General features: G+C 70.7%; 17 protein-coding genes and 1 pseudogene. 10 read left to right on the top strand and 8 right to left on the bottom strand.

Going from position 1 to position 23,221, the window contains the following annotated elements; genetic code table 11:
- Nucleotides 1-80: 80 nt before the first annotated feature.
- From ABD298_RS16235 to ABD298_RS16220, 4 genes and pseudogenes are all read right to left on the bottom strand, one after another.
- Nucleotides 81-1,326, bottom strand: a pseudogene (locus ABD298_RS16235) (IS256 family transposase).
- Between the two features lie 224 nt (nt 1,327-1,550).
- Nucleotides 1,551-3,401: an MFS transporter gene (locus tag ABD298_RS16230; RefSeq protein ID WP_344300829.1), complete on the bottom strand. Its 1,851-nt coding sequence runs from the start codon at nt 3,399-3,401 to the stop codon at nt 1,551-1,553.
- Between the two features lie 449 nt (nt 3,402-3,850).
- The gene (locus ABD298_RS16225; RefSeq protein WP_344300828.1) at nt 3,851-4,627 is read right to left on the bottom strand and encodes an SDR family NAD(P)-dependent oxidoreductase; all 777 of its coding nucleotides are present in this window, start codon (nt 4,625-4,627) and stop codon (nt 3,851-3,853) included.
- Between the two features lie 304 nt (nt 4,628-4,931).
- Nucleotides 4,932-6,404: an FAD-dependent monooxygenase gene (locus ABD298_RS16220; protein WP_344300827.1), complete on the bottom strand. Its 1,473-nt coding sequence runs from the start codon at nt 6,402-6,404 to the stop codon at nt 4,932-4,934.
- Between the two features lie 151 nt (nt 6,405-6,555).
- Between ABD298_RS16220 and ABD298_RS16215 the strand changes: the two genes are divergently transcribed.
- Nucleotides 6,556-7,020: a phage tail protein gene (locus tag ABD298_RS16215; RefSeq protein WP_344300826.1), complete on the top strand. Its 465-nt coding sequence runs from the start codon at nt 6,556-6,558 to the stop codon at nt 7,018-7,020.
- Between the two features lie 35 nt (nt 7,021-7,055).
- Here ABD298_RS16215 and ABD298_RS16210 read toward each other — a convergent pair whose 3' ends face one another.
- Entirely contained in the window at nt 7,056-8,252 is a 1,197-nt protein-coding gene (locus tag ABD298_RS16210) for an MFS transporter (protein WP_344300856.1), read from the bottom strand.
- Nucleotides 8,253-8,437: 185 nt separating this feature from the next.
- On the opposite strand from ABD298_RS16210, the gene ABD298_RS16205 reads away from it, so the two are divergent.
- Nucleotides 8,438-9,133, top strand: a complete 696-nt coding sequence (locus ABD298_RS16205; RefSeq protein ID WP_344300825.1) for an ArsR/SmtB family transcription factor — start codon at nt 8,438-8,440, stop codon at nt 9,131-9,133.
- 30 nt (nt 9,134-9,163) lie between these two features.
- Here ABD298_RS16205 and ABD298_RS16200 read toward each other — a convergent pair whose 3' ends face one another.
- Nucleotides 9,164-9,565 (bottom strand): cytochrome c oxidase subunit 4, encoded by a 402-nt coding sequence (locus ABD298_RS16200; protein ID WP_344300824.1) that lies wholly within the window; start codon nt 9,563-9,565, stop codon nt 9,164-9,166.
- A gap of 36 nt (nt 9,566-9,601) precedes the next feature.
- On the bottom strand, nt 9,602-11,362 hold the full coding sequence (locus ABD298_RS16195; RefSeq protein WP_344300823.1) for a glycoside hydrolase family 15 protein: 1,761 nt from the start codon (nt 11,360-11,362) through the stop codon (nt 9,602-9,604).
- A 125-nt stretch (nt 11,363-11,487) separates the two neighbouring features.
- On the opposite strand from ABD298_RS16195, the gene ABD298_RS16190 reads away from it, so the two are divergent.
- Genes ABD298_RS16190 through ABD298_RS16160 form a run of 7 tightly spaced genes read left to right on the top strand, consistent with a single transcriptional unit; the run spans nt 11,488 to nt 17,631 of the window.
- The gene (locus tag ABD298_RS16190; protein WP_344300822.1) at nt 11,488-11,685 is read left to right on the top strand and encodes a hypothetical protein; all 198 of its coding nucleotides are present in this window, start codon (nt 11,488-11,490) and stop codon (nt 11,683-11,685) included.
- A gap of 34 nt (nt 11,686-11,719) precedes the next feature.
- The gene (locus tag ABD298_RS16185; protein WP_344300821.1) at nt 11,720-12,739 is read left to right on the top strand and encodes an SDR family oxidoreductase; all 1,020 of its coding nucleotides are present in this window, start codon (nt 11,720-11,722) and stop codon (nt 12,737-12,739) included.
- A complete protein-coding gene (locus ABD298_RS16180) occupies nt 12,736-13,053 on the top strand; it encodes a hypothetical protein (RefSeq protein ID WP_208710935.1) in 318 nt (105 codons plus the stop codon). The genes ABD298_RS16185 and ABD298_RS16180 overlap by 4 nt, the downstream gene beginning before the upstream one ends.
- A gap of 52 nt (nt 13,054-13,105) precedes the next feature.
- Entirely contained in the window at nt 13,106-13,558 is a 453-nt protein-coding gene (locus tag ABD298_RS16175; RefSeq protein WP_344300820.1) for a hypothetical protein, read from the top strand.
- On the top strand, nt 13,555-14,205 hold the full coding sequence (locus ABD298_RS16170) for a gluconate 2-dehydrogenase subunit 3 family protein (protein WP_344300819.1): 651 nt from the start codon (nt 13,555-13,557) through the stop codon (nt 14,203-14,205). The genes ABD298_RS16175 and ABD298_RS16170 overlap by 4 nt, the downstream gene beginning before the upstream one ends.
- Nucleotides 14,202-15,830, top strand: coding sequence for a GMC family oxidoreductase (locus ABD298_RS16165; RefSeq protein ID WP_344300817.1), 1,629 nt, complete (start codon nt 14,202-14,204; stop codon nt 15,828-15,830). Before ABD298_RS16170 ends, ABD298_RS16165 begins: the two co-directional genes overlap by 4 nt.
- Before the next feature lies 1 nt (nt 15,831).
- Nucleotides 15,832-17,631, top strand: a complete 1,800-nt coding sequence (locus ABD298_RS16160) for a thiamine pyrophosphate-requiring protein (RefSeq protein ID WP_344300815.1) — start codon at nt 15,832-15,834, stop codon at nt 17,629-17,631.
- Nucleotides 17,632-17,641: 10 nt separating this feature from the next.
- Here ABD298_RS16160 and ABD298_RS16155 read toward each other — a convergent pair whose 3' ends face one another.
- A complete protein-coding gene (locus ABD298_RS16155) occupies nt 17,642-20,167 on the bottom strand; it encodes a hypothetical protein (RefSeq protein WP_344300814.1) in 2,526 nt (841 codons plus the stop codon).
- Nucleotides 20,168-20,364: 197 nt separating this feature from the next.
- Here ABD298_RS16155 and ABD298_RS16150 point away from each other — a divergent pair, with 197 nt between their 5' ends.
- Complete coding sequence (locus tag ABD298_RS16150) at nt 20,365-23,205, top strand: FAD-binding and (Fe-S)-binding domain-containing protein (protein ID WP_344300813.1); 2,841 nt, start codon at nt 20,365-20,367, stop codon at nt 23,203-23,205.
- Nucleotides 23,206-23,221: the final 16 nt, after the last annotated feature.

Raw genomic sequence — 23,221 nt, 5'->3', positions numbered from 1 at the left:
GCCGGCGACATTGCCTGGGAAGCCCTGGGTCAAGTCCTTTTGAGTGGTGTATCTGATCCTGTGGTCCTTCGGGGTCGGGGTTATGCGGTGAGGGCGTGGAGGTCGGGCTCGGTCGCCTCCTCGGTGCTGGTTTTCGCCGACGCGGCGGGCGGCGGCGAGGGCGTCGAGTCCGAGGTAGCGGCGCTGCTCGGCCCATTCGTCGTGCTGCTCGGCCAGGACGGCGCCGACGAGGCGGGTGACCGAGCCCCGGTCGGGGAAGATCCCCACGACGTCGGTGCGACGGCGGATCTCCCGGTTGAGCCGCTCGTTGGGGTTATTCGACCAGAGCTGGCGCCAGATGGACTTCGGGAACGCGGTGAAGGCCAGGATCTCCTCGCGGGCGGCCTCGAGGTGGGCGAAGGACCTCGGCAGCTTGTGCTCGAGGGCCTCCAGGACGCGGTCGAACTGGGCGTGGACGGATTCTGCGTCGGGCTGGTCGAAGACCGTGCCGAGCAGGGTCTTCACCCACGGCCAGGAGCTCTTCGGGGTCACCGACATCAGGTTCGCGGCGTAGTGGGTTCGGCACCGCTGCCAGCTTGCGCCGGGCAGGGTGGCCCCGGTGGCGGCGACCAGGCCGGCGTGGGCGTCGCTGGTGACGAGCTTGACCCCCGTGAGGCCGCGGGCGACGAGGTCGCGGAAGAAGCCCAGCCAGCCGGCCCCGTCCTCGGCGGAGGTGACCTGCAGGCCCAGGATCTCGCGGTAGCCCTCGGCATTGACCCCGGTCGCGACCAGGACCGCGATCTTGACCACGCGCCCGCCCTCGCGGACCTTCATCGTCAGCGCGTCCGCGGCGACGAACGTGTACGGGCCACCGTCGAGGGGCCGGGTGCGGAATGCCTCGACCTGGGCGTCCAGATCCTTCGCCATCTCCGAGACCTGGGACTTGGACAGCCCGGTGATCCCGAGGGTCTGCACGAGCTTTTCCATCCGGCGAGTGGAAACGCCCAGGAGGTAGCAGTTCGCCACCACGGTGGTCAGGGCGGCCTCGGCGCGGCGGCGCCGCTCGAGCAGCCAGTCCGGGAAGTACGAGCCCTGGCGCAGCTTCGGGATCGCGACGTCGATCGTGCCCGTGCGGGTGTCGAAGTCCCGGTGCCGGTAGCCGTTGCGCCGGTTCACCCGCTCGGGGCTCGCGGCGCCGTAGGAGGCCCCGCAGACCGCGTCGGCGTCGGCCGAGAGCAGGGCGTTGACGAACGTCGTCATCATCTCCCGCAGCAGGTCCGGGGACGCCTGGGCCAGGTGTTCTTCGAGGAAGCGGGCAGGATCGATACTGTTGGGTGCGACGGTCATCGCGGCAGTCCTTTCGAGACGGAAGTAGAGAGCTTTCTCGAAGGATCACGCGGTGACCGTCCTCGTCTGCGACGACACGCTCACCGGGAGCCGTACACCACTCTGCCGGACGCTACCCACGCAGTGACCCGAGGTAAGAGGCAGGCTAGACCTCCGACGGGTCTGGCCTGCTTCTGCTTTCCAGGATTTATCCGGTTTTGCTGCCTTCAGCCTTCATGGCAGTCTCACGGGAACGCAGGTACGTGGCGATGGCCAGACGGTTGATCGCGGACCGGCTCACGATACCGACGGGGCGGGAATCCTTCCCGTTGACCACCGGAACCTTCTTGAGCCGCGCATCGGACGGACAGCGCAGCGACAGCGTCCTCGATCGATGCGCGCGCGTCGAGAGTGACGGTGTCGTGCGTTGCGAGCCGCATGACGTTCAGGTCAGCCATGTCGGACATTGCCTGTTCCAGGTCGTCCTCTGCGCCGATAGCGTAGGAGTAGATCGACGTCGCGGTCGCATGGGTTGCCGACAAGTAGCGCAGGATGTCGCCGTCGGACAGGAAGCCTGCCAGTGTCCCGTCCGCGTTCAGGACCGGTGCACCCGAGATACCGCGCTCAGCAAAGGTCTGAAGGGCCTCGAGCACGTTCTGGTTCGAGGACAGGGCGTAGACGTCGGACTGCATGATCGACTGGACGGTATGGGCCGGCCCCTGAACGCCTTCTGCCGCGTGGCGGGACCGCACCAAGCGGTAGGCCAGGAACGCGAGGAGAATGCCGAGGAACGAGGTGGCAACCACCAGTGCGACGGCACCGTGGAAGCCGGCAAGCAGTGAATCGCCTTCGCTGCGACCGGCACCGGCATTCGCCGCGACCATGGCACCGAAGATGCCGGTCGCGAGAGAGGTGCCCACGCAGCCGGCGATCTGGAAGCTGGTGGAGACCACCGTGACGCCGTGCGGGCTGGTCTCGCGGTCGAGGTTTGCCAGCGCGAACGTCTGTGACGGTCCGACGACAAGTGCCGTGGCCAGCGCTGCCGGGACATAGAGGAGCCCGAAGATCCAGATCGATGAGTGGCCGGCCGCGACTCCGACGAGCGTCACGAAGACCGCCATAACGAGGAATCCGAGTGGGATCGACCAGTGGCCGCCGTGGCGGTCGAACAGGCGCCCGGCGATCGGCCCCATCCCCACGGTCAGCAGAATCCCGGGTGCGAGGGTCAGCGAAGCACCCAGCGGGGGCAGGTCGAGTGCGCCCTGGAGGAACAGCGGGATGACGACGTTCATGGCGAACACGAAAACCAGGCCGAGCATCGTCATCAGCACACCTAACACAAAAGGTGCGCTGGAGAACGGCCGTAGGTCAAGCAGCGGATTTTCGATGCGGCGCTGGCGGATGACGAACAGCGACATTGCGATCAGGCCGACGAGGCCGGAAATGCCGGCGGAAAGCGCAGATCTGCTGAAGGCGACGGTCATGCCGTAGAGGACGCAACCCAGGCCAACTGAAACGAGGAGAAGTGAGAGCACGTCGATAACCGGGCGGCCGAGCTCGGCGACGTTCCGCAGGATGACTGCGCCGGCGAGTAGCACAGCACAGGTGAGCGCGCCGAACACCCACATCAGGGTGGTCCAGGGGGCGACGGTCAGAATGGCGCCGGACAGAACGATGGCCAGCGACGGGCCGAGCGTGGTCATCGCAGCCATAATGCCCATGTTGAGTCCGAGCTTCTCGCGTGGTGACACAGCGAGGGTGATGTTCATGCCGATGGGTGTGAGCAGGCCGGTTCCGATGGCCTGCAGCAAACGTGCCAGGAGCAGGAGGCCGAAGGTGGGAGCCATGGCCCCCACCACCGATCCGAGAACCATGATCGCTACGACGGCGACGAACAGCGGCCTGGTGGGGAACCGGTGGTACAGAACGTTCGCGACAGGCACGAACACGGCTGCGACGAGCAGGTAACCGGTGGTCAGCCACTGCACCGTGCTCACGTCGACGCCGAAGTCCTGCATGATCGGAGTGAAGGCTACGTTGAGGAACGTCTCATTGAAGGTGGCGAGGAACGCAGCGGCCGCAGCGACCGCGATCATTCCGCCTGCTCGGTCCCTGACATTCTGACGGGACATTGGAGAGGACGGCATAGGGTCTCCTGACAGTCGGCGGTGTGGAGGCGATCGACCGTGCCGTGTCAGAAGGTACTCTCAGGTGCCCCGCGTGTCGTGTCATCGATGCCGTGATGGCCAGAGGCCGCATCGAGCCTAGCAGATCACGGACCTCGACCCCGGTGCCGGCTTCCTGAAGGGCTCGGCCAAGGAGCCCCTTCGTGCGCGGCGGTGACGACATGCGCCTACTCGCGGCCCAGAGCGCTCATGGGTCCTACGGGTGGCACCTGGCAGAAGAAGGCCCATCATGGGCGAAGGAGGGCCAATTTGTCCGCACTCTTCCTGGTGGCCTGCTTCACCCCGCTCGTCAACGCGTGGTGGCGGGCCCGCGCCTTCCGGTGCGGGCCCGCCACTGCGATGTGCTTGGTTCCGTCGGCTCAGCGGCCTTCGACGTACCCGGCGTCGACGTGCAGGGTGGTGCCGGTGACGAACGAGGACAGGTCGGAGATCAGCCACAGCGAGGCCTGGGCGATCTCGGTGGGCTGGCCGAACCGCTCCAGGAGGGACAGCTGCGGGGCGTAGGAGGCCTCGTCCAGCCCGAACTCCTCGAGCGCCCCGCGCAGCATCGGAGTGTCGATGGCCCCCGGGGCGACGGAGTTCACGCGGATGCCCTTGGAGCCGTACTCCATCGCCGCGGTCTTGGTCATCCCCACCACGCCGTGCTTGGCGGAGACGTAGGCGATGTTGCCCGGCTGCGGACGGAAGCCCGAAACGGAGGAGATGTTGACGATCGAGCCGCCGTCGCCCTGCTCGAGGAGCTGCTGGAGCTCGTACTTCATCGACAGGGCCGTTCCCTTGAGGTCCACGGACATCAGGCGGTCCCAGTAGGCCTCGTCGAACTCGGCGGAGTAGCCGTTGTCCGGGGTCAGGGCCGCGTTGTTAACGGCGCCGTCGAGCCGGCCGTAGGTGGCAACGGCGAAGTCGACCATGGCCTTGACCTGGTCCGACTTCGAGATGTCGACCTTCACGAACGCGGCAGAGCCGCCCTGGGCCACGATGTCGTCGGTGACGGCCTGGCCTTTCTCCTCGTTGAAGTCGGCGAGCACAACGTTGGCCTTCGCCTCGGCGAACAGGCGGGCGGTCGCCTCGCCCATGCCCATCGCCGCGCCCGTGACGATGACGGTCTTGCCTTCGAGGACTGGATAGGTAGTCATGCCGTTCCCTCTCACCAGATTTTAGTTGATACTTCAATCAACGGGGGACGAGGGGCAAAATGTTCCCCGACCCGACTTCCGACCCGCACCCGTTGGGTGCAGGGCCGCCCGTAGTTCGGCAAGCCCGGCGGGCACGCGGTGAGGGTCCGGCAGGTCGCCCCGCTTCCGGGGCAGAAGCCGACTGCGGAGCTGAGCCTGGACGGCGTGCCCCGGACGTCGTTCGAGGCGGACCCGGACCCGGACGCGCGGCGGGCGCTTCCTGCCCCGGTAGGACACCAGGACCTCGCGCGGGCGGTGATGTCGCTCAGGGGCCGAACCATGCGGCCAGTGCTTCCGTGAGCTCTGCGCCGGCCGCGTGCCCGACCCACGCCACGTGGCCGTCGGGCCGGATGAGGACGCCCTCGGGGGCCGGGACCTCGCCGAGCACCGGAAGCCGCCACGCGCCGTCGTGCGCGGCGTCCACGAGCCGGACCCGGTCCGTCCAGCGTCCGGTGCGCAGGGCCCCGGGCTCGCCGAGGTTCAACAGGACAGGCCGGGCGTCGCGGAGGAGCCCGAACATGCGGCGGGGACCGTCGGCCGTCACGAGGTCGAGGTCCGGCATGCGGCGCCCGAGCAGCGGATGGCCTTCGCCGGGTTGGGCGCCGAGGTCGTAGCGGATGTCGAGGCCCGACTGCATGGCGGCGTACGTCCGCCGCGGCTCCTCCATCGCGAGCAGCTCCGCCACCACGGCCCGCAGGGCGTCCATGCGGGGATCCCGGCGGGTGAGAGCCGTCTGAGCCATGGTCGCCCGCAGCACTCGCGCGCCAACGGGGTGCCGCTCCGCGTGGTAGGTGTCCAGCAGAGCCTCCGGCGCGGTTCCCCTGACCACCTGCGCGAGCTTCCAGCCGAGGTTCACGGCGTCCTGCACCCCGGTGCCCAGGCCCTGGCCGCCCACCGGGTAGTGGACGTGCGCCGCGTCGCCGGCGAGCAGCACCCGGCCCCGCCGGTAGGCCTCCGCCTGCCGCGCCATGTCCGTGAACCGCGAGATCCACGTGGGGCTGTGGGCGCCGAAGTCGGTGCCCCAGACGGAGACGAGGGCGCGGCGGACGTCATCGAGCGTCGGCTGCCCCTGGCCCGCGTACTTCTCGGTGACGACGACGCGCACCCGCGGGCCGGCGCCGATCGGACCGATCGCCTGGGTGCCCTCCTCCGTGTAGCGGATGCTCCGCTCGGGCTGCTCGTCCACCTCCACCTCTGCGATGAGCGAGCTGACGGACGGGTCGCAGCCCGGGAACCCGATCCCTGCTGCCTTGCGCACGAGGCTGCGGCCGCCGTCGCACCCCACGAGGTAGTCCGCCCGCAGAGGCCCGCCGTCAGAGAGTCGGACGACGACGCCGCCCTCCTCCTGCTCGAGGCCGGTCACCTCGCGCTCGCGGAGGGTTGGGATGCCGAGCTCGGCGACCCAGCCGGCCAGGATGCGCTCGATCTCCGCCTGCCTCAGCGCAAGGCTGTAGCCGTGGCGAGTGGGGAGGCCAGCCATGTCCAGAGGAATCCCGGCGAATCCCGTGACCTGGACGGTCTGGCCGGCGTCGAGGAACCGCTCGACGACGCCCCGCATGTCCAGGATCTCGAGGGTCCGCGCGTGCAGGCCGCCGGCCCGCGAGCCCTCGACCTCCTGGGTGGCGCGGCGCTCGACGATCACCGCTTCTGCCCCGGCAAGGGCGAGCTCCGCCGCGAGCATCATCCCCGTGGGGCCCCCGCCGGCGATTACGACCTGATGGCTGTCCGCAGTCTCCACAGCCAGCATTGTCGGCCTGCCGGGGCCCCTTGCCGGAAGCCCCGGTGCCGCCGATAGTCTGAAAGTGAGGGGACTCAATTCCGGGCGCATCGTGTGGCCGCTGGGGTAGCCTGCAGGATGACAGCCACCCTCGGCGCCCTCGGAGTGCATCATGTCCTACATCGTGGATTTCACCACCGTCTCGCCCGTCGGGCTCGAGTCCTCGCCGGTCGCGGACGCCCTCGCAGGCCTGAGGGCGAATGAGGCGCGCTACTTCAAGAACAAGTACGACCATTCCTTCACGGTGGAGCCGGCGGGCGAGGCCCAGGACGTCGTCGACTGGGTGCACCGGATCCTCAAGGAGGAGCGGGACATCGTCATCTCCTCCCCGCCGCTCGAGGCCACCGCCTTCGAGGTCGACGGCATCCGGATGGCGTACGTCTTCTACGAGAGCGGGCTGTCCGTCAACGTGATGTACACGGTGGACGAGGCCGGGAAGCGGGCGGTCGGGTTCAAGCTCTCGGACGGGATGGAGGTCCCTGAGGAGCTCGCCTCGAGGTTCAAGTTCGCGCGGCAGAAGTCGAAGCTGGCCGGGACGATCCGCGGCTCCTTCTTCGTCATCAAGGGCGAGTACTGACGCTTCCCCCCGGGCCGCGCCACGCGGGTTCGCGTCTACCGCACGGCGTGGTCGTTTCCGCGCATGCGCACCGCGACAACGATGCCTGAGAGCGCCGTGAGGCCGGCGACGGCGGCGATCGCCGTCGGAAGGCCGTAGAGGTCCGCGAGGACGCCGGAGACCAGCGCTCCCACGGCGAACCCGCCGTCCCGCCAGAGGCGGTAGATGCCCACGGAGCGGGCACGCCAGGCCGGATGTGCGACGTCGCCTATCGCCGCGAGCAGCGTCGGGTACACCATCGCGGTGCCGAGCCCGAGCAGGACGGCTGCGGCGAGCCAGACTGCGAAGCCGTGCCCGGCCGCGACCATCACGAGGCCGACGGCCTGCACGAGCATCCCAGCGGTGATGAGCCACTTGCGGCCCCATCGGTCGGAGGCGGCGCCCGTGACGAGCTGGCCTGCGCCCCAGACTGCGGGGTAGGCGGCGGCGAGGATGCCGATTTCGCCCAGGCTCAGTCCTGCCGAGGCGAACAGGATCGGGAAGAGGCCCCACGCGAGGCCGTCGTTGAGGTTGTTGACCAGGCCGGCCTGGCTGACCGAGGACAGGGATCGGTCGGTGAAGCTCGTGAGCCGGAAGACCTGCCCGTTCGTGAGCCCGGCGTGGGCGCCGCCATGGGAGTCCACGTGCTGCGCCGCCTCGAGCTTGACGTGGTGGTGCGTCTCGCGCACGAACAGCGCTGACATGCCGAGGCCCACGGCGATGTACGCCGCGCCGACGAGGAAGGGGCCGGGGCGCAGGCCGTAGTGCCCAGCGATGTAGCCCGTCACGAGTGCGGTGAGTGCGACGCCGAGGTACCCAGCGGCCTCGTTGAGCCCCATCGCGAGGCCCCGCTGCTGCGGGCCGACGAGGTCCATCTTCATCACGACCGTGGTGGACCAAGTGAGTCCTTGGCTAATGCCCAGGAGAACGTTCGCCGCGACGATCCAGCCCCAATCGGGCCCGAAGATCAGCAGGAGTGGCACGGGCAGCGCCACGAACCACCCGGCGACGAGCACGGGCTTGCGTCCGAAACGGTCCGAGAGGGTTCCGGCGAAGTAGTTCATCGCCGCCTTCGAGAGTCCGAACGCGAGGATGTACGTCAGCGCGCTCGTGTAGAGGCTGAGGTCGAACTCCTTCTCAGCCAGCAGCGGCAGCACTGTGCGCTCCTGCCCGAGGGTCCCCCCTACGAGTGCGTTTACGGCCACGAGAAGCATGAACTGGGAGAGGTTCTGCCGCAGTCCGAGGACGGGCGGGGCGCTGGCGGTCTTCACGAGTGGTTCTCCAAGAAAACATGGAATAGGATTGGATTCAGTATTACATGGATCTTTGGATCCTTGGACGCAGATCCTTGGACGCAGATCCTTGGACAACGAGGGGAGTGCCGATGGCGGAGCTCGACATGAGGTCATCGAAGCGGGCCGACAAGGCCGCGCTGTTCGAGGAGTTCGCGCGGGTGGGGAAGGCGCTCGCGAACGGCAAGCGGCTCGAGCTCCTGGACCTCCTGACCCAGGGGGAGCGGAGCGTCGAGGCGCTCGCGGCCGCGGCGGGTCTTGGGCTCTCCACGGCGTCGGCCCACCTGCAGACGCTCCGGCAGGCGGGGCTCGTCGCCACACGCCGCGAGGGCACCAGGATCTTCTACGACGTCGCCGGCCCGGACGTCCTGCGCCTGTACGCGCTCCTGCGCGGCGTCGCCCAGGAGCGCGTGGCCGACGTCGAGCCGCGCCGCGTGGCGTACCTGAGGCTCGCGGGAGCGCGCGCGGACGAGGAGGGGCTGACGCGGGACGAGCTCGTGGCCCGCGCGGCCCAGGGAAGCGTGACGGTGCTCGACGTGCGGCCGGCGGACGAATACCGCGCCGGCCATGTGCCGGGCGCCCGGTCCGTGCCCCTTGACGAACTCGAGGCCCGGCTGGCCGAGCTCCCCCCGGGAGCCGACTTCGTGGCGTACTGCCGTGGTGCGTACTGCGTGCTGGCGTACGACGCCGTCGACCTCCTCCGCGCGCATGGGCGCCGCGCGCAGCGGCTCGAGGACGGCATGCTCGAGTGGCGGCTCGCCGGGATGGCGGTCGAGTCTGGCGCAGGCCCTCGTCCCGCCTGACCGTCAGGCGCCGGCCCTGTGGCCCTTCGGTCAGTGGCTGTAGTCTCCGCGGCTGTACTCGAACACCCAGCCGATGAGCCCGATGGCGCCGAACGCAGCGCCGATGGGAAGGATCCAGAAGGCGATGGCCAAGGCGAGGAAGGTCACCGCGCAGGCGGCGCCGAGGAAGACCGGCCACCAGCTCCACGGGCTGAAGAACCCCTGCTCGCCCGCGCCCTCATAGATGTGCGCATGAGGACGGTCTTCGGGCCTGCTGCCCACGCGCCGCCCGGTCAGCCAGAGGTAGGTGGCGATCATGAGCGCCAGTCCCGCCACGAGGACGAGCGGGATCCCACCGCCGAATTCGGCGAAGTGCGTCAGGACCGCGTAGATGGCCCCGGTGACGAGCAGGAAGACGAAGAGCACGGCGAATATGAGTGTTTCGGTCTTCATGGGCTCCTCCTGGATGATCTGTCCCCCTCGCTCGCCTCACGCGTTGAGGCCGCCCCACGGGGGCGGACTGTCGGCGAGCCGCCGGGAGGCTTCGAGCATGGCCGCGTGGACGAAGGCCTGCGGGAAGTTGCCCCGCAGCTGGCGCTGTTCGACGTCGTACTCCTCGGTGAACAGCCCCGGGGTCCCGCAGGCGGCCCGATTCCGTTCGAACCAGCGGGCGGCCTCGAGGGGCTGGTCACTCTGGTGCAGGGCCATGGCGAGGTCGAAGCCGCAGAGGAGGAAGGCTCCCTCTGACAGGTCCAGGGGGCGGCGGTCCTGGCGGAACCGGTAGAGGTAGCCGTTGCGGGCGAGCTCCTCCCGGACTGCCCGCAGGGTCGCGATCGAGCGCGGGTCCTGCGGTGCCACGGCGCCGCGGATCACGGGGCGGAGGAGCGCGGCGTCGACCCTGCTGTCGGTGGGGGACCGCTGCCAGCGCCCGCTGGGGTGGAGGCAGTCGTTCGTGACGTCGGCGATGAGCCCGTCCGCCTGGGAGGACCAGAGGGCGCCCTGCGGCGCGGGGGCGTGGCGGCCGATAGCCCTCAGCCCGGCGGCGCAGATGAGCCGCGAGTGGGCCCACCGCTCGTTGTCGAGCTCCCACATTCCGGCATCGGGTTCCGTGTGCCTCTGGGCGATGGCGTCCGCGGCGACCTCGGCGGCCTTCCACTGTTCGAGGTCCAGCCGGTCGTTCTCGGCCGCGGCCGCGAAGAGGAGCAGGGCCTCGCCGAACACGTCCAGCTGGAACTGGCCGTTGACCCAGTTGCCCGCCCGGCCGGACCCGCCGGGGTAGCCCGGCAGGCCGACGTCGTGCTCGTCAGGGACCCTCCCCCCGTCGACGGTGTAGGCGGGGCGCAGGCCGGGCCCGTCCTCGAGGAGCCTGGCGGCGACGAAGCCGACCGCGTCGTCCATGAGCGGGAACTCCTTGCAGGAGGCCGCGGCGACGCCCACGAAGCACTGGTCCCGGATCCACGCGTAGCGGTAGTCGTAGTTGCGCTTCTGCTGCGCACGCTCCGGCAGGCCCATGGTCGCTGCCGCGACCATGGCACCGCCAGCGCCGGTCATGCCGCGCAGGACGGCGTAGGACTGGCGCGCGTCGTCCGGGGCGATGGTGTTCCCGAACTGGGGCACCTCCCGCTGCCATCCGTACTCGGTCGCAGTCCATGTCTGGTCCGGCTGGATCAGCTCGCCGGGAAGCTCGGTGTCGGAGACCTCGAGCACGAGGTCGTAGTGCTCGCCTTCGGGGACCTTCACCGTGAATTCGAGTGCCCCGTCCTGGGCCTCCGCTTCCGGAGCGCCCGTGACCCTGATCCTCAGCGGGCCGCTGCAGGCGGTCCAGACTCCGTCATCCCTGCGCAGGCGTCCCATCCGGTGGTGCCCGAAGCCTGCACGGACGTCGACGGCGACGCGAACCTCCGCCGCGCCCTGCACGGCGCGGATCCGGCGCAGCAGAATGGCGCGGTGGGGGTCCCCGGGATACGCCAGGGCTTCCCGGCACTCGATGATGCCGGCGCTCGTGATCCAGCGGCTGACCCAGATGAGGGTCCCGTCCTCGTACTGCCCGCCCCAGACGAAGCGGGGATCGGCCGGCGTCACCGCGAAGCAGCCAGGACCCCCGAGGAGCGCGGAGAAGACCGCGTCGTCGTGCCACTTCGGCACGCACATCCAGGAGATGTCACCGCGTGGGCCGATCAGGGCTGCCCGCATCCCGTCGGCGAGCATCGCGTACTCCCGGAGCACATGAGGTGCAAACTGCTCGGGCATGCCAGCAGACTAGGGCAACTATTGCGAAGGAGCAATAGAAGGTCCGATCATATCTTTTGTTTCAGGCCATCTATTGCGGGAATGCACTTATTGCGAACCACTCACGGACGAGGGGAATGAGCAGCATGCCAGAGCTACCGAAGGAATACGCCGCCTACTTGGCAGGCAGGGATGCGACGTTCGTCGAGGCCGTCCGGCCCATCCTGGAGCAGTCCGCGGCCGGAGGGCGGCACGGCGTGCACGTGCGGTACACGGCCGGAAGCGTCCAGGCGCTCCTGGACGAGCAGACCCCCTACGGAACCATCACCGAGGGCCTCGACTAGTCCGACAGTCCGAGCCCTGGAAGGAGCAGTCCAGATGGAAACAGCACGCCGGGTTGTCGTCGTCACGGGCGCAAGTGGGGGGATCGGCCGCGCCTCGGCCATCGCCTTCGGGAAGGAGGGAGACGCGGTAGCGCTGCTGGCGCGCGGCGAAGCCGGACTCGCCGGGGCGGCCGCCGAGGTCGAGGCCGCCGGCGGGAGGTCGCTCCCCATCGCCGTCGACGTCGCGGACGCCCACGCCGTGGACGACGCCGCCGAGCGCGTCGAGCGGGAACTGGGTCCCATCGACGTGTGGGTCAACGTGGCCTTCACCTCCGTCTTCTCACGCTTCGACGAGATCGAGCCCGAGGAGTACAAGCGGGTGACTGAGGTGGCCTATCTCGGGTATGTCTACGGGACCATGTCCGCTCTGAAGCGCATGAAGGCGCGGGACCACGGGACGATCGTGCAGGTCGGCTCTGCCCTCGCCTATCGCGGGATCCCGCTGCAGACCGCGTACTGCGGTGCCAAGCACGCGATCCAGGGGTTCAACGAGTCGCTCCGTACCGAGCTCCTGCACGAGGGCAGCGGCGTCAGGACCACGATGGTCCAGATGCCGGCGGTCAACACCCCGCAGTTCTCGTGGGTGCTCTCACGCCTGCCGCACCAGGCGCAGCCCGTCCCGCCGATCTACCAGCCCGAGGTCGCGGCCCGTGGCGTCGTGTACGCGGCGGCCCACCCGGAGCGCCGCGAGTACTGGGTAGGTGGCAGCACTGCGGCCACCCTCATCGCGAACGCCATCATGCCGGGCCTCCTGGACCGCTACCTCGCGAAGACGGGATTCCACGCCCAGCAGACCCCGGAGCCCCGCGACCCGGACCAGCCCGCCAACCTGTGGAAGCCAGCCGATTCCTCGCGAGACTTCGGAACCCACGGGATCTTCGACAGCAAGTCCTCCGGCCGCAGCTACCAGCTCACCGCCTCGCACCACCATGGCGCCGTCGCGGCCGCAGCTGGGACCGTCCTCGCCGGGGCTGCCGCCGCCGCGACTGCACTCCTGCGGAAGGGCCACCGGTGAAGCCCCTCGAACTGCTGCGGGCCGCCTACGGCACCGCTGAACTTCTGGCCCCCGGGACCGTCGAGGGCCTGCTCATCGGCCGTGCGCCGGACCAGCGCGCCCGGGCCGTCATCCGCATCCTCGGTGCACGGCACCTGCTCCAGGCCGCCGTGACAGCCCGCGGAGGGCGCACCCTCCATCGCCTCGGCGGCGGGGTCGACCTGGTCCACGCCCTCACCATGGTCGCTCTGGCCGCGTTCGACCGACGACGGCGACGCCCCGCCGTCGTCAATGCCGCCGTCGCGCTGGCCTTCGCCGCAGGGGAGTGGCGGTGACCGGCGCAGCGTGCACGAGCACACGTGTCCCTTCTGAACCAGGAGCCGCATCATGAGGAAAGCCCATGAGACCCCACTGGAAGGCATCGACCGGCTGCTCGAGAACGTCGAGAAGGGCCGGTTCGAGCGGTCGCTCTCGGCGCTGACGGCCGCCGGCGCCCTCGTCACCGCCGCCGAGATCTACTTCGAGCACGACAAGGCCAGCTTCGGCAATCCGTGGATGTGGGCGCCGGTCGCGCTCGGCCCTGTCGGGGCAGCCGCGGGCGTCGCCGGGTTCTTCAGCCGGCGCATGGCCAAGACGGCCCTGCCGCTCGCCAGCGCGGCGATCGTGGCCAACGGACTCCAGGGAACGTACCTCCACGTGCGCGGCATCGCCCAGAAGCCCGGCGGGTTCTCGAACCTCCGCTACAACCTCGAGATGGGGCCGCCGCTCCTGGCGCCGCTGCTGGTGACCCTCGTCGGAGGCATGGGACTGCTCGCCTCGGTGCTGAGGAGGGAGAAGTGAGCGCGCTGCCGCTCCCGTCCCGGGAGGGCGGCGACCGCTACCGCGGCTTCAGCAGTGCCGACCAGTCGAAGCACTGGGACCGGGTGACCCAGGGAGTGGTCCTCGCCCGGCTCGGCCGCCCCGCCGACATACGCTTCTTCACGGTGCGCGAAGAGGCGATCGCCGGTGCCCTGTTCGACCAGCTGCTCGGGCAGCACGCGGACCCGCGGGTCCCGGTGCTGAACATGGTGGACACCCGGCTGGCCGAGGCGCAGACGGACGGCTGGCGCTATGCCGACCTTCCCGAGGACGGACAGGCGTGGCGGGACACGCTCGCGGCGTTGGACGAGGACGCCAGGGAACGCTTCGGGAACGGGTTCCCTGAGGTGGCACAGGACCACCAGGCGTCGCTCCTGCGCAGGATCCAGGAGCTCGGGACCGAGACGTGGCACGGCATGGCCGCGGCCAGGGTCTGGAGCCTGTGGACGCGGTACGCGTGCACCGCCTTCTACTCCCATCCCTGGGCCTGGGACGAGATCGGCTTCCCCGGACCCGCCTACCCCCGCGGCTACAAGAACCTCGGACTCGACCGCCGAGAGCCCTTCGAGGTCCGCGATGCCAGGCCCCGCGAGGATCCGGTGGAGCGGGGGAAGGGGGGCGCGCGGTGAGCGCTCTCCGCGAACGGAACGATTCGGCGTGGCTCCTGCCGCCGCGGCCGGGGATGAACCACGGCCTGCGCAAGGACATGCGCCGCTTCGGGGACCAGGACGAGGTGGACATCGCGATCGTCGGCTGCGGCGCCGGCGGGTCCACGCTGCTCCAACGCCTGGCCCGGGCCGGGTGGAAGGCCGTGGCGTTCGACGCCGGGCCGTTCTGGGATCCGGACAGGGACTGGGTCAGCGACGAGGCCGGCTCGCACCACCTCTACTGGACCGAGCCCCGCGTGATCGACGGAACCGATCCCGTGCCGCTGGGCTCGAACAACTCCGGCCGCGGGGTGGGCGGGTCGATGGTCCACTTCGCCGGGTACACCCCGCGGTTCCACCCGAGCGACTTCCACACCTACAGCCTCGACGGCGTCGGGGCGGACTGGCCGCTCGAGTACTCGGACCTCAAGGGCTTCTACGAGGACATCGAGGAGGAGCTGCCCGTCGCGGGCGAACCGTGGCCGTGGGGGGAGCCGCACGAGTACACCTACCGTCCCCACCCCGTGTCCGGGAACGGGGAAGTGTTCCTGCGCGGCGCGCTCGCCCGCGGGATCACCGCGAAGGTCGGCCCTGTCGCGATCGCCAACGGACGGTTCGGCAACAGGCCGCACTGCATCTACCGCGGCTTCTGCCTCCAGGGCTGCAAGGTCAACGCCAAGGCCTCGCCGCTCATCACCCACATCCCCGACGCGCTCGCACACGGCGCGGAGGTGCGCGCCGACTCCATGGTGACCCGAATCGGATTCGACGAGCACAGCGGACAGGCGACCGGCGTGCACTACGTGCGCGGCGGCGTCGAACGCTTCCAGCGCGCCCGCCTGGTCGCCGTCGCCGGGTACTCGATCGAGACCCCGCGCCTGCTGCTGAACTCCGCCAACTCGCGGTTCCCCGAGGGCATGTGCAACGACTTCGACCAGGTGGGCCGCTACCTCATGGTCCAGGGCGCGCCCCAGACCGGAGGACGCTTCACCTCGGAGGTGCGGATGTACAAGGCGCCGCCGCCGGAGGTCAGCACCGAGGACTTCTACGAGACGGACCCCTCGAAGCCGTACAAGCGCGGATTCTCCCTCCAGACAGTCTCGCCGCTGCCCATCACCTGGGCCGAGCATGTGGCCTCGCAGGGCCATTGGGGCCAGGACCTGCGCCGCTACATGAGCGACTACCCGCACTGGTCGTGCCTCGGAGCGCTGTGCGAATTCCTCCCGCTGGCCGAGAACCGGGTGACCCTCGCGGACGAGAAGGACCGCCACGGGCTGCCGGTCGCCAAGTTCTCCTACAGCCAGTGCGAGAACGACCGGAAGCTCATGGACGCGGCCCAGACGGTAATGGAGGAGATCCTGACCGGGGCCGGCGCCGAGGAGACCATGACCGTCAAACGCTACGCCCACCTCGTCGGCGGCGCGCGGATGGCCCGCGACGAACAGCACGGCGTCGTCGGCTCCAGCGGGCGCAGCTTCGCCGTCCCGAACCTCTACATCACCGACGGGAGCATCCTGCCCACCCAGGGCAGCGCCAACCCCGCCCTGACCATCATGGCCCTCGCAGCCCGCACCGCCTCGATCCTCATCACCGGCAAAGGAGACTGACATGGCATCCCAGACCGTGGCCGACTACCTGCTCTCACGCCTCCGGGAATGGGACGTGGACAAGGTCTTCGCCTTCCCCGGCGACGGCATCAACGGCATCCTCGCCGCCTTCGGCAAGGCCCACAACCAACCGAAGTTCATCCAGGCCCGGCACGAGGAGATGGCCGCGTTCGAGGCCGTCGGCTACGCCAAGTTCAGCGGCAGGGTCGGCGTCTGCATGGCCACCTCGGGCCCGGGCGCCATCCACCTGCTCAATGGCCTCTACGACGCGAAGCTGGACCACGTGCCCGTCGTCGCCATCGTTGGCCAGACGGCCCGCAGCGCGATGGGCGGCGCCTACCAGCAGGAAGTCGACCTCCTGACCCTGTTCAAGGACGTCGCCTCCGACTACCTCCAGATGGTCACCGTTCCCGAGCAGCTTCCGAACGTGCTCGACCGCGCCATCCGTATCGCGCTCGGCAAGCGGGCCCCCACCGCGATCGTGATCCCGAGCGACGTCCAGGAACTCGAGTACAGCGCCCCGACGCACGCCTTCAAGATGATGCCCTCGAGCCTCGGGATCCGCTGGCCCCGGACCCAGCCCGACGACGACGCCATCCTCGGCGCCGCGGACCTGCTGAACAAGGGCGAGAAGGTCGCGATGCTCATCGGCCAAGGAGCCCGGGGCGCCGCGGCCGAGGTCCGCGAGGTCGCCGACCTCCTCGGCGCCGGCGTGGCCAAGGCGCTCCTCGGCAAGGACGTGCTCGCCGATGACCTGCCCTACGTCACGGGCTCGATCGGCCTCCTGGGCACGCGCCCCAGCTACGAGATGATGATGGAGTGCGACACGCTCCTGACCGTGGGCTCGAGCTTCCCGTACACGCAGTTCATGCCCGAGGAGGGCCAGGCCCGAGGCGTCCAGATCGACATCGACCCCGGCATGATCGGGCTGCGGTACCCGTACGAGTACAACATCGTGTCCGACGCCGCCGCGGCCCTGCGCGCGCTTATCCCGCACCTGCGCCGGAAGGAGGACCGGTCATGGCGCGACGACCTCGAGTCCAAGGTCACCCGCTGGTGGGAGACGATGCGGGCCGAGGCCATGGTCGAGGCCGACCCGGTCAACCCGATGCGCGTCTTCTCCGAGCTCTCCGACCGGCTCCCCGCCGACGCCATCGTCAGCGCCGACTCCGGCTCGTCCGCGAACTGGTATGCCCGGCAGCTGAAGTTCCACGGCACCATGAGGGGCTCGCTCTCGGGCAACCTCGCCACGATGGGCCCCGGCGTCCCCTACGCCATCGGGGCCAAGTTCGCCCACCCCGGGCGCCCGGTGATCGCGTTCGCCGGCGACGGGGCCATGCAGATGAACGGGCTGAACGAGCTCATCACGATCACCCGCTACTGGAGGGAATGGGACGATCCTCGGCTCATCATCATGGTCCTGCACAACGACGACCTCAACCAGGTGACGTGGGAGATGCGCGCGATGGGCGGCGCGCCCGCGTTCCGTGAGTCCCAGGACCTCCCCGACGTCGACTATGCGGCCATCGCATCCGTCGTCGGCCTCGGCAGCATCGCCGTGGACAGCCCCGACCAGCTCGGGCCCGCCTGGGAGAAGGCCCTCGCGGCCGACCGCCCGACCCTTCTCGACGTCCGCACCGACCCGGACATCCCTCCCATCCCGCCGCACGCCACGTTCGAGCAGGCCCTCAACAGTGCCAAGGCCATGCTCAAGGGCGACAGCAGCGCCTGGGGAGTCATCCGCGAAGGGGTGAAGACGAAGGCCCAGGAGTTCCTTCCCCACCGAAGCGAGGAGCACTGAGCAGCCAGCATCACAGCCGGTACCGCAACGGTGCCGCGGGGTCGGGAGAGAGCGCGTCGACCGCGTCCTTCGCCGCCGCGCTCTGCCCGTTCGAGGTGAAGCGCGGGACTGAGTGGCTCTCCGGTTCCGGCGGCGAGATCCTGTCGCACATCTCGTTGACGTGCAGCCAGAGGTTCGTGTCGAACCAGTATCCCGTGTGGCTGAGGATGCGCGGCAGGGCCTGCCCATAGACGTACCTGTCCGAGGGCGGGTCGAGGAGCAGCACGTCCACGCTCCCGACGGCGACCGTCTCGTCGCCGCTGTTGGCCGGCACATCCCAGTCCGCCTCGACGTCCCCGCCGATGTAGTCGGTGAGGTAGTACAGGTTCTTCCACCGCACCGGGGCGAGGCCGCCCTTTCCCGCGGCGAGGCACCTCAGGAGCCCGTCGCTGAACAGCGCCGGGAAGGCCCACCGGTAGAGCTTCGCGAGCGGGGCGCCGAACGTGACGAGCCCGATCTCGTGGTCCTTCGTGTCCTTGCGCTCGGAGCGCCGGGCCACGGTGGCGGCGGCGATCACGCTGCCCTGCGAATGCGCGCTGAGCACCACCCGGCCCCCGTTGTCGTGGATCCACCAGATGCGGCGCGTCAGGTCGGGGACGGCCCGCTCCGCGTACGCGGGCGGGGCGAAGGGGTGGAAGGCGCGGGGGAAGAACGTCCCGACGTCGAAGGGAACCATGAGCAGCCGGCGCTTCCGCTCGTCGCGGAGCGCGTACCGCACCACGAATCCATAGGCGACCGGCAGGACGCCTACGATCCCCATCACGGCACCGGGGAGGATCACCGGAGGATCCTGGACCATGAACAGGACCCAGAGCGGATAGGCGAAGGCCCCGAGCAGGCTGGGGACCGCCACCACGATGACCAGGGCCGCGGCGAGGGCAGGCGTCCTCTCGGCGATGACCCGCACCGCGGCCGTCCTCCGGACCCAGGACGTCGGCTCGCCCCGCCCGCCGGGGTCCGGATCGAGCGCCGAGTACATCCAGGCCTCCCGGTCCTTCGCCGCGGCCGCGGCGGCGGCATCTTGGACTTCGGGGGGCGAAAGCGCGGGCTCCACGCCATCCGAAGGGCGGTAGGCCCGGCGGAGGTCCGCGGTGAGCGTCCCCGCATCCTTCCGGACGCGGGCCCACAGGCGCACCCCGGCGACCATCAGGAGCCCGACCAGGACGGCGCCGAGCGCGCACACCAGGATGGTCTGGACCGAGATGACCGCCTTGGGCACGCAGACCACGGAACCGTCGCAGCCGTCGGCCACGCCCACGCCGTACCTGACCGGGCCGAGGCCCAGAGCGACGAGCAGCGTGGCGGACACGAGCACTCCGTTGGCGAGCACGAGCGCCACCGCGTTGAGCACTACGGGGGCGGCCCAAGGGAAGACGCCGATCCGCGTGTGCGCCTCGCGGTCGCCCGTCATCTCCTTCCTCCGCTCGGCCCTGCGGCGGGAGGCCCACGCCGCGATCTGCTGGACGATGAGGGGGAGCAGGAGGAGGACTGAGAGCCCCCAGCCCGTATTCACCGCAGCGACGATGCCGGGCAGCACGCCGTCGGGCTGCACGGGGTGGGCGGGCAGCAGGAGGGCGGCCGCGACCGCGGCCCCGAGCGCGGCGATCGAGGCCCCCAGGAGGACCCAGGACAGCGGCCCGCGCGCCTCGTCCCCGGCAAGGGCCACGAGCACGGCCGCGAGGATTAGCACGGCAAGGACCAGCGCCGAGACGGCGAGCACCGCGAAGGCGGACCCGCCGTCCGGCGCCCCGGCGCCCTGCCCCTGACCCGCGGCGACGGCGGCCACGCACCAGGCCAGCATCGCCGCGGCTACGCCGATCCCGGCTGCAAGGTGGAGGTTGGAGAGGTGGGAGTGCCAGAGCCGCCCGGACCAGAAGGCGGGGCTGCGCAGGCCCCCGGGCTGGGCCGCGGCGCAGCGGGTTGAGGGCTCCGGCTGGGACTCCTTGTCCGCGGGCGGCTCCACGTTCTCGTACCGGTTCCGGGAGACCCGGGCCAGGAGGTAGAACAGGACTGCGACGGCCACCGGCGGCAGAGCGCCCCACGCCAGGCGCACGCCGAGGAGGTCCCGCGGGGCAAGGGCGTCCAGCACGCCTGTGGCCCACAGGTGCTCTCGGCAGGGGACCTGCCCGAGGCACTGGTACGCCACCGTGTCGAGGCTCGGCAGCGTCACCATCACCGCCACGCTGACCGTGAGCGCCAGGGCCGCGAGCCTGGCACACCAGCGGAACGCGCGGGTGGTCGGCGGCCTCTCGGCCTCCTCCGACCCGGACATCACGCGCCGCCGCGCCATCCAGCCGGCCATGTTCGCGAGCATCGCCGGAGTGAGCAGCGTCCACAGAACGCGGACCGGCGAATGCGAGGTCAGGCCGCCCCACGCGTACGCCTCGAGGTGGCGCCCGCGCGCATCGGCGGTCCGGTAGAACCCGGCGATCCGGTCACCCCAGACCCTCGTGGGCTTGAGGTCGCCGAGGAGCTCCTCCGGGCAGAAGCCGCCCACGCCGTGAACGCGGATTTCTGTGAGTCCCGCTAGGGCGGCTGGTTCCGGTACCAGGCCCCCTGACCCGTTCGAGTCTCCCGTCACGCCAACAAGTTGACCACCGCGGGCAGCGCGCGGGAATACGCGGCACGATCGCATGCCCGCGACTTTCGCACCCGCGGATGACGCAGGGCCGGAATCCGGGGTAGCAAGGAGGCATGACGCTGACTCCCGTGCGCCCCGGGGCGAAGGCGGTGCAGTCGCTCGTCGACGAGCTGCGCCGGACCATCGAGGGCGACGTCGACGACTCCTCGCTCGCCCGGGCGCTCTACTCCTCCGACGCCGCGAACTACCGGGTGGTGCCCGGCGCCGTCGTGCGGCCGCGCTCGCGGGAGGACGTGCTGACGGCGGTGGGCGCCGCGCGCGAGCACGGTGTCCCCGTCACGGCCCGCGGCGCGGGGACCTCGATGGCGGGCAACGCGGTCGGCCCCGGCCTCGTGCTCGACTTCTCGCGCTACCTCAACCGCATTGTCTCCCTCGACCCCGGCGCGCGGACCGCGGTGGTGCAGCCCGGCGTCGTGCTCAAGGACCTCCAAGCCGCCTGCGCGCCGCACGGGCTGCGGTTCGGCCCGGACCCCGCGAGCGGATCCCGGTGCACGCTCGGCGGCATGATCGGCAACAACGCCTGCGGCGCCCACGCGATGTCCTACGGCCGCACCGCGGACAACGTGCTCTCCCTGACCTGGCTCACCGGCACCGGCGACGTGGTCACAGCCTCCTCCGGGCCCGGCGCCATCGACGCTGTGCCCGGACTCCGCGGCCTCGCCGACGCGCACTTGGCGCTGCTCCGCACGGAGTTCGGCCGCTTCAGCAGGCAGGTCTCCGGATACGCCCTCGAGCACCTCCTCCCCGAGAGCGGCCGCAATGTCGCCGCCGCGCTCGTCGGCACGGAGGGCACGTGCGGCGTGCTCCTCGAGGCCACCCTCCGGCTCGTCCCGCGGGCCGAATCGCCCGCGCTCGCCGTGCTCGGCTACCCCGACCTCGCCGCCGCGGCCGACGACGTCCCCCGCCTCCTGCCCTTCCGCCCCCTCGCACTCGAGGGCCTCGAGACGCGCCTGCTCGACGCCGTCCGCCGCTCCAAGGGCCCGGACGCGGTCCCCGACCTGCCCGGGGGCGGCTGCCTCCTCCTCGCCGAGGTCCCCGGGGACTCGCCCGACGACGCCCTCGACGCGGCGCGCCGCCTCGCGGATGCGGCAGCCACCGACGAGACCCAGGTGTTCCCGGCTGGCCCCGAGTCCGCCCGGCTGTGGCGCATCCGCGAGGACGGTGCGGGGCTCGCCGGCCGGACCGAGAAGGACGACCAGGCCTGGCCCGGCTGGGAGGACTCCGCCGTGCCGCCCGACCGGCTCGGCGACTACCTGCGCGCGCTGCGGGAGCTCATGGACAGCGAGGGCCTCACCGGCATGGCGTACGGGCACCTCGGCGACGGGTGCGTGCACCTCCGCATCGACTTCCCGCTCGAGCACGACGGCGCGCTCATGCGCCGGTTCCTCGGGCGCGCTGCGGAGCTGGTCGCCGCGCACGGCGGATCCCTCTCCGGCGAGCACGGCGACGGCCGCGCACGGTCCGAGCTGCTGCCCGCGATCTACAGCGCAGAGGCCATCGCTGTGATGGCGGAGTTCAAGGCCCTCTTCGACCCGGAGGACTTCCTCAACCCGGGGATCGTGGTCCGGCCCGCGCCGCTCGACGCGCACCTCCGCCGCCCGCGCGCGGCCGAGCTCACGGTCACCGACGGCTTCGCCTTCGCGGACGACGGCGGCAGCGTCACCAAGGCGGTCCACCGGTGCGTGGGGGTGGGGAAATGCCGCGCGGACCCGAGGGGCGAGGGCGGCTTCATGTGCCCGTCCTTCATCGCCACGCGAGAGGAGAAGGACTCGACGCGGGGGCGGGCGCGGGTGCTCCAGGAGATGCTCAACGGGGGCGTGGTCCGGCTGGGATGGCGGTCGCCCGAGGTGCACGACGCCCTCGACCTGTGCCTGAGCTGCAAGGCCTGCGCGACGGACTGCCCGACAGGGATCGACATGGCGGCCTACAAGTCCCAGACCCTGTTCGAGGCCTACCGCGGCCGGATCCGCCCGCGCAGCCACTACACCCTGGGCCGGCTGCCGCAGTGGCTCCGCCTCGCGGCGCCCTTCGCGGTGCTCCTCAACGTCGCCGCCCGGGCCGCGCCGCTGCGAAGGGCCGCGCTCGCGTTCATGGGCGCGGACCGCCGCCGCTCACTCCCGCGGCTGCCCTTGGCGCCGTTCCGCTGGGACCGGGCCGCGCGGCGTCGTGCGCCCGCCGCCGCCGGGGCGCCGCGCGTGCTGCTGTGGGTGGACTCGTTCTCCGACGCGCTCGACCCGGCAGTCCCGCGCGACGCGCTCGAGGTGCTGCGGGCCGCGGGGTGCGACGTCGAGGTGGCCGGCTCGGGGGCGTGCTGCGGGCTCACGTACATCTCGACCGGGCAGCTCACCGCAGCGAAGGCGCGCCTGAGGCGGACCCTCGACGTGCTCATGCCGCACGTGAGGGGCGGGCGGACGGTGGTCGGGCTCGAGCCGAGCTGCACCGCGACCCTGCGCTCCGACCTGACGGAGCTCCTCCCGGACGATCCCCGTGCCGCCGAGCTCGCGGGGGCCGTCAGGACCGTCGCCGAGTTCCTGACAGGAATCGGGTGGGAGCCGCCGCGCGTGGGGGAGAAGCTGCTCGTCCAGCCACACTGCCACCACTACTCGGTGATGGGCTACGGCGCCGACCGCGCGCTCCTGGAGGCCATGGGATGCGACGCGGAGATCTCGGCCGGGTGCTGCGGCCTCGCGGGGAACTTCGGCATGGAAGCGGGGCACTACGAGGTGTCCGGGAAGATCGCGCGTGGGGGGATCCTCGCGAAGGCCGCGGCAGCGCCGGACCGGGCACTCCTCGCCGACGGCTTCTCGTGCCGCACCCAGGTCCGCGACCTCGCCGGCCTGGAGAGCAGGCACCTCGTGCAGGTCCTCGCCCAGGCGCTGCGGTCCCGGTCCTGAGGCGGGCGCGCACGAC

The organism is Sinomonas flava, from assembly GCF_039531875.1.
Classification (GTDB): Bacteria; Actinomycetota; Actinomycetes; order Actinomycetales; family Micrococcaceae; genus Sinomonas; species Sinomonas flava.
The sequence above is the reverse complement of the archived record's forward strand: the minus strand, read 5'-3'. Positions and strand labels throughout refer to the sequence as shown.

Coding starts and splice junctions, on each gene's coding strand:
- ABD298_RS16175 (WP_344300820.1), top strand. CDS start 13,106: ATGAGGAAAGCCCATGAGACCCCACTGGAAGGCATCGACCGGCTGCTC.
- ABD298_RS16210 (WP_344300856.1), bottom strand. CDS start 8,252: ATGCTTCTCGTGGCCGTAAACGCACTCGTAGGGGGGACCCTCGGGCAG.
- ABD298_RS16205 (WP_344300825.1), top strand. CDS start 8,438: ATGAGGTCATCGAAGCGGGCCGACAAGGCCGCGCTGTTCGAGGAGTTC.
- ABD298_RS16185 (WP_344300821.1), top strand. CDS start 11,720: ATGGAAACAGCACGCCGGGTTGTCGTCGTCACGGGCGCAAGTGGGGGG.
- ABD298_RS16225 (WP_344300828.1), bottom strand. CDS start 4,627: ATGACTACCTATCCAGTCCTCGAAGGCAAGACCGTCATCGTCACGGGC.
- ABD298_RS16195 (WP_344300823.1), bottom strand. CDS start 11,362: ATGCCCGAGCAGTTTGCACCTCATGTGCTCCGGGAGTACGCGATGCTC.
- ABD298_RS16160 (WP_344300815.1), top strand. CDS start 15,832: ATGGCATCCCAGACCGTGGCCGACTACCTGCTCTCACGCCTCCGGGAA.
- ABD298_RS16190 (WP_344300822.1), top strand. CDS start 11,488: ATGCCAGAGCTACCGAAGGAATACGCCGCCTACTTGGCAGGCAGGGAT.
- ABD298_RS16215 (WP_344300826.1), top strand. CDS start 6,556: ATGTCCTACATCGTGGATTTCACCACCGTCTCGCCCGTCGGGCTCGAG.
- ABD298_RS16230 (WP_344300829.1), bottom strand. CDS start 3,401: ATGATCGCGGTCGCTGCGGCCGCTGCGTTCCTCGCCACCTTCAATGAG.
- ABD298_RS16200 (WP_344300824.1), bottom strand. CDS start 9,565: ATGAAGACCGAAACACTCATATTCGCCGTGCTCTTCGTCTTCCTGCTC.
- ABD298_RS16150 (WP_344300813.1), top strand. CDS start 20,365: ATGACGCTGACTCCCGTGCGCCCCGGGGCGAAGGCGGTGCAGTCGCTC.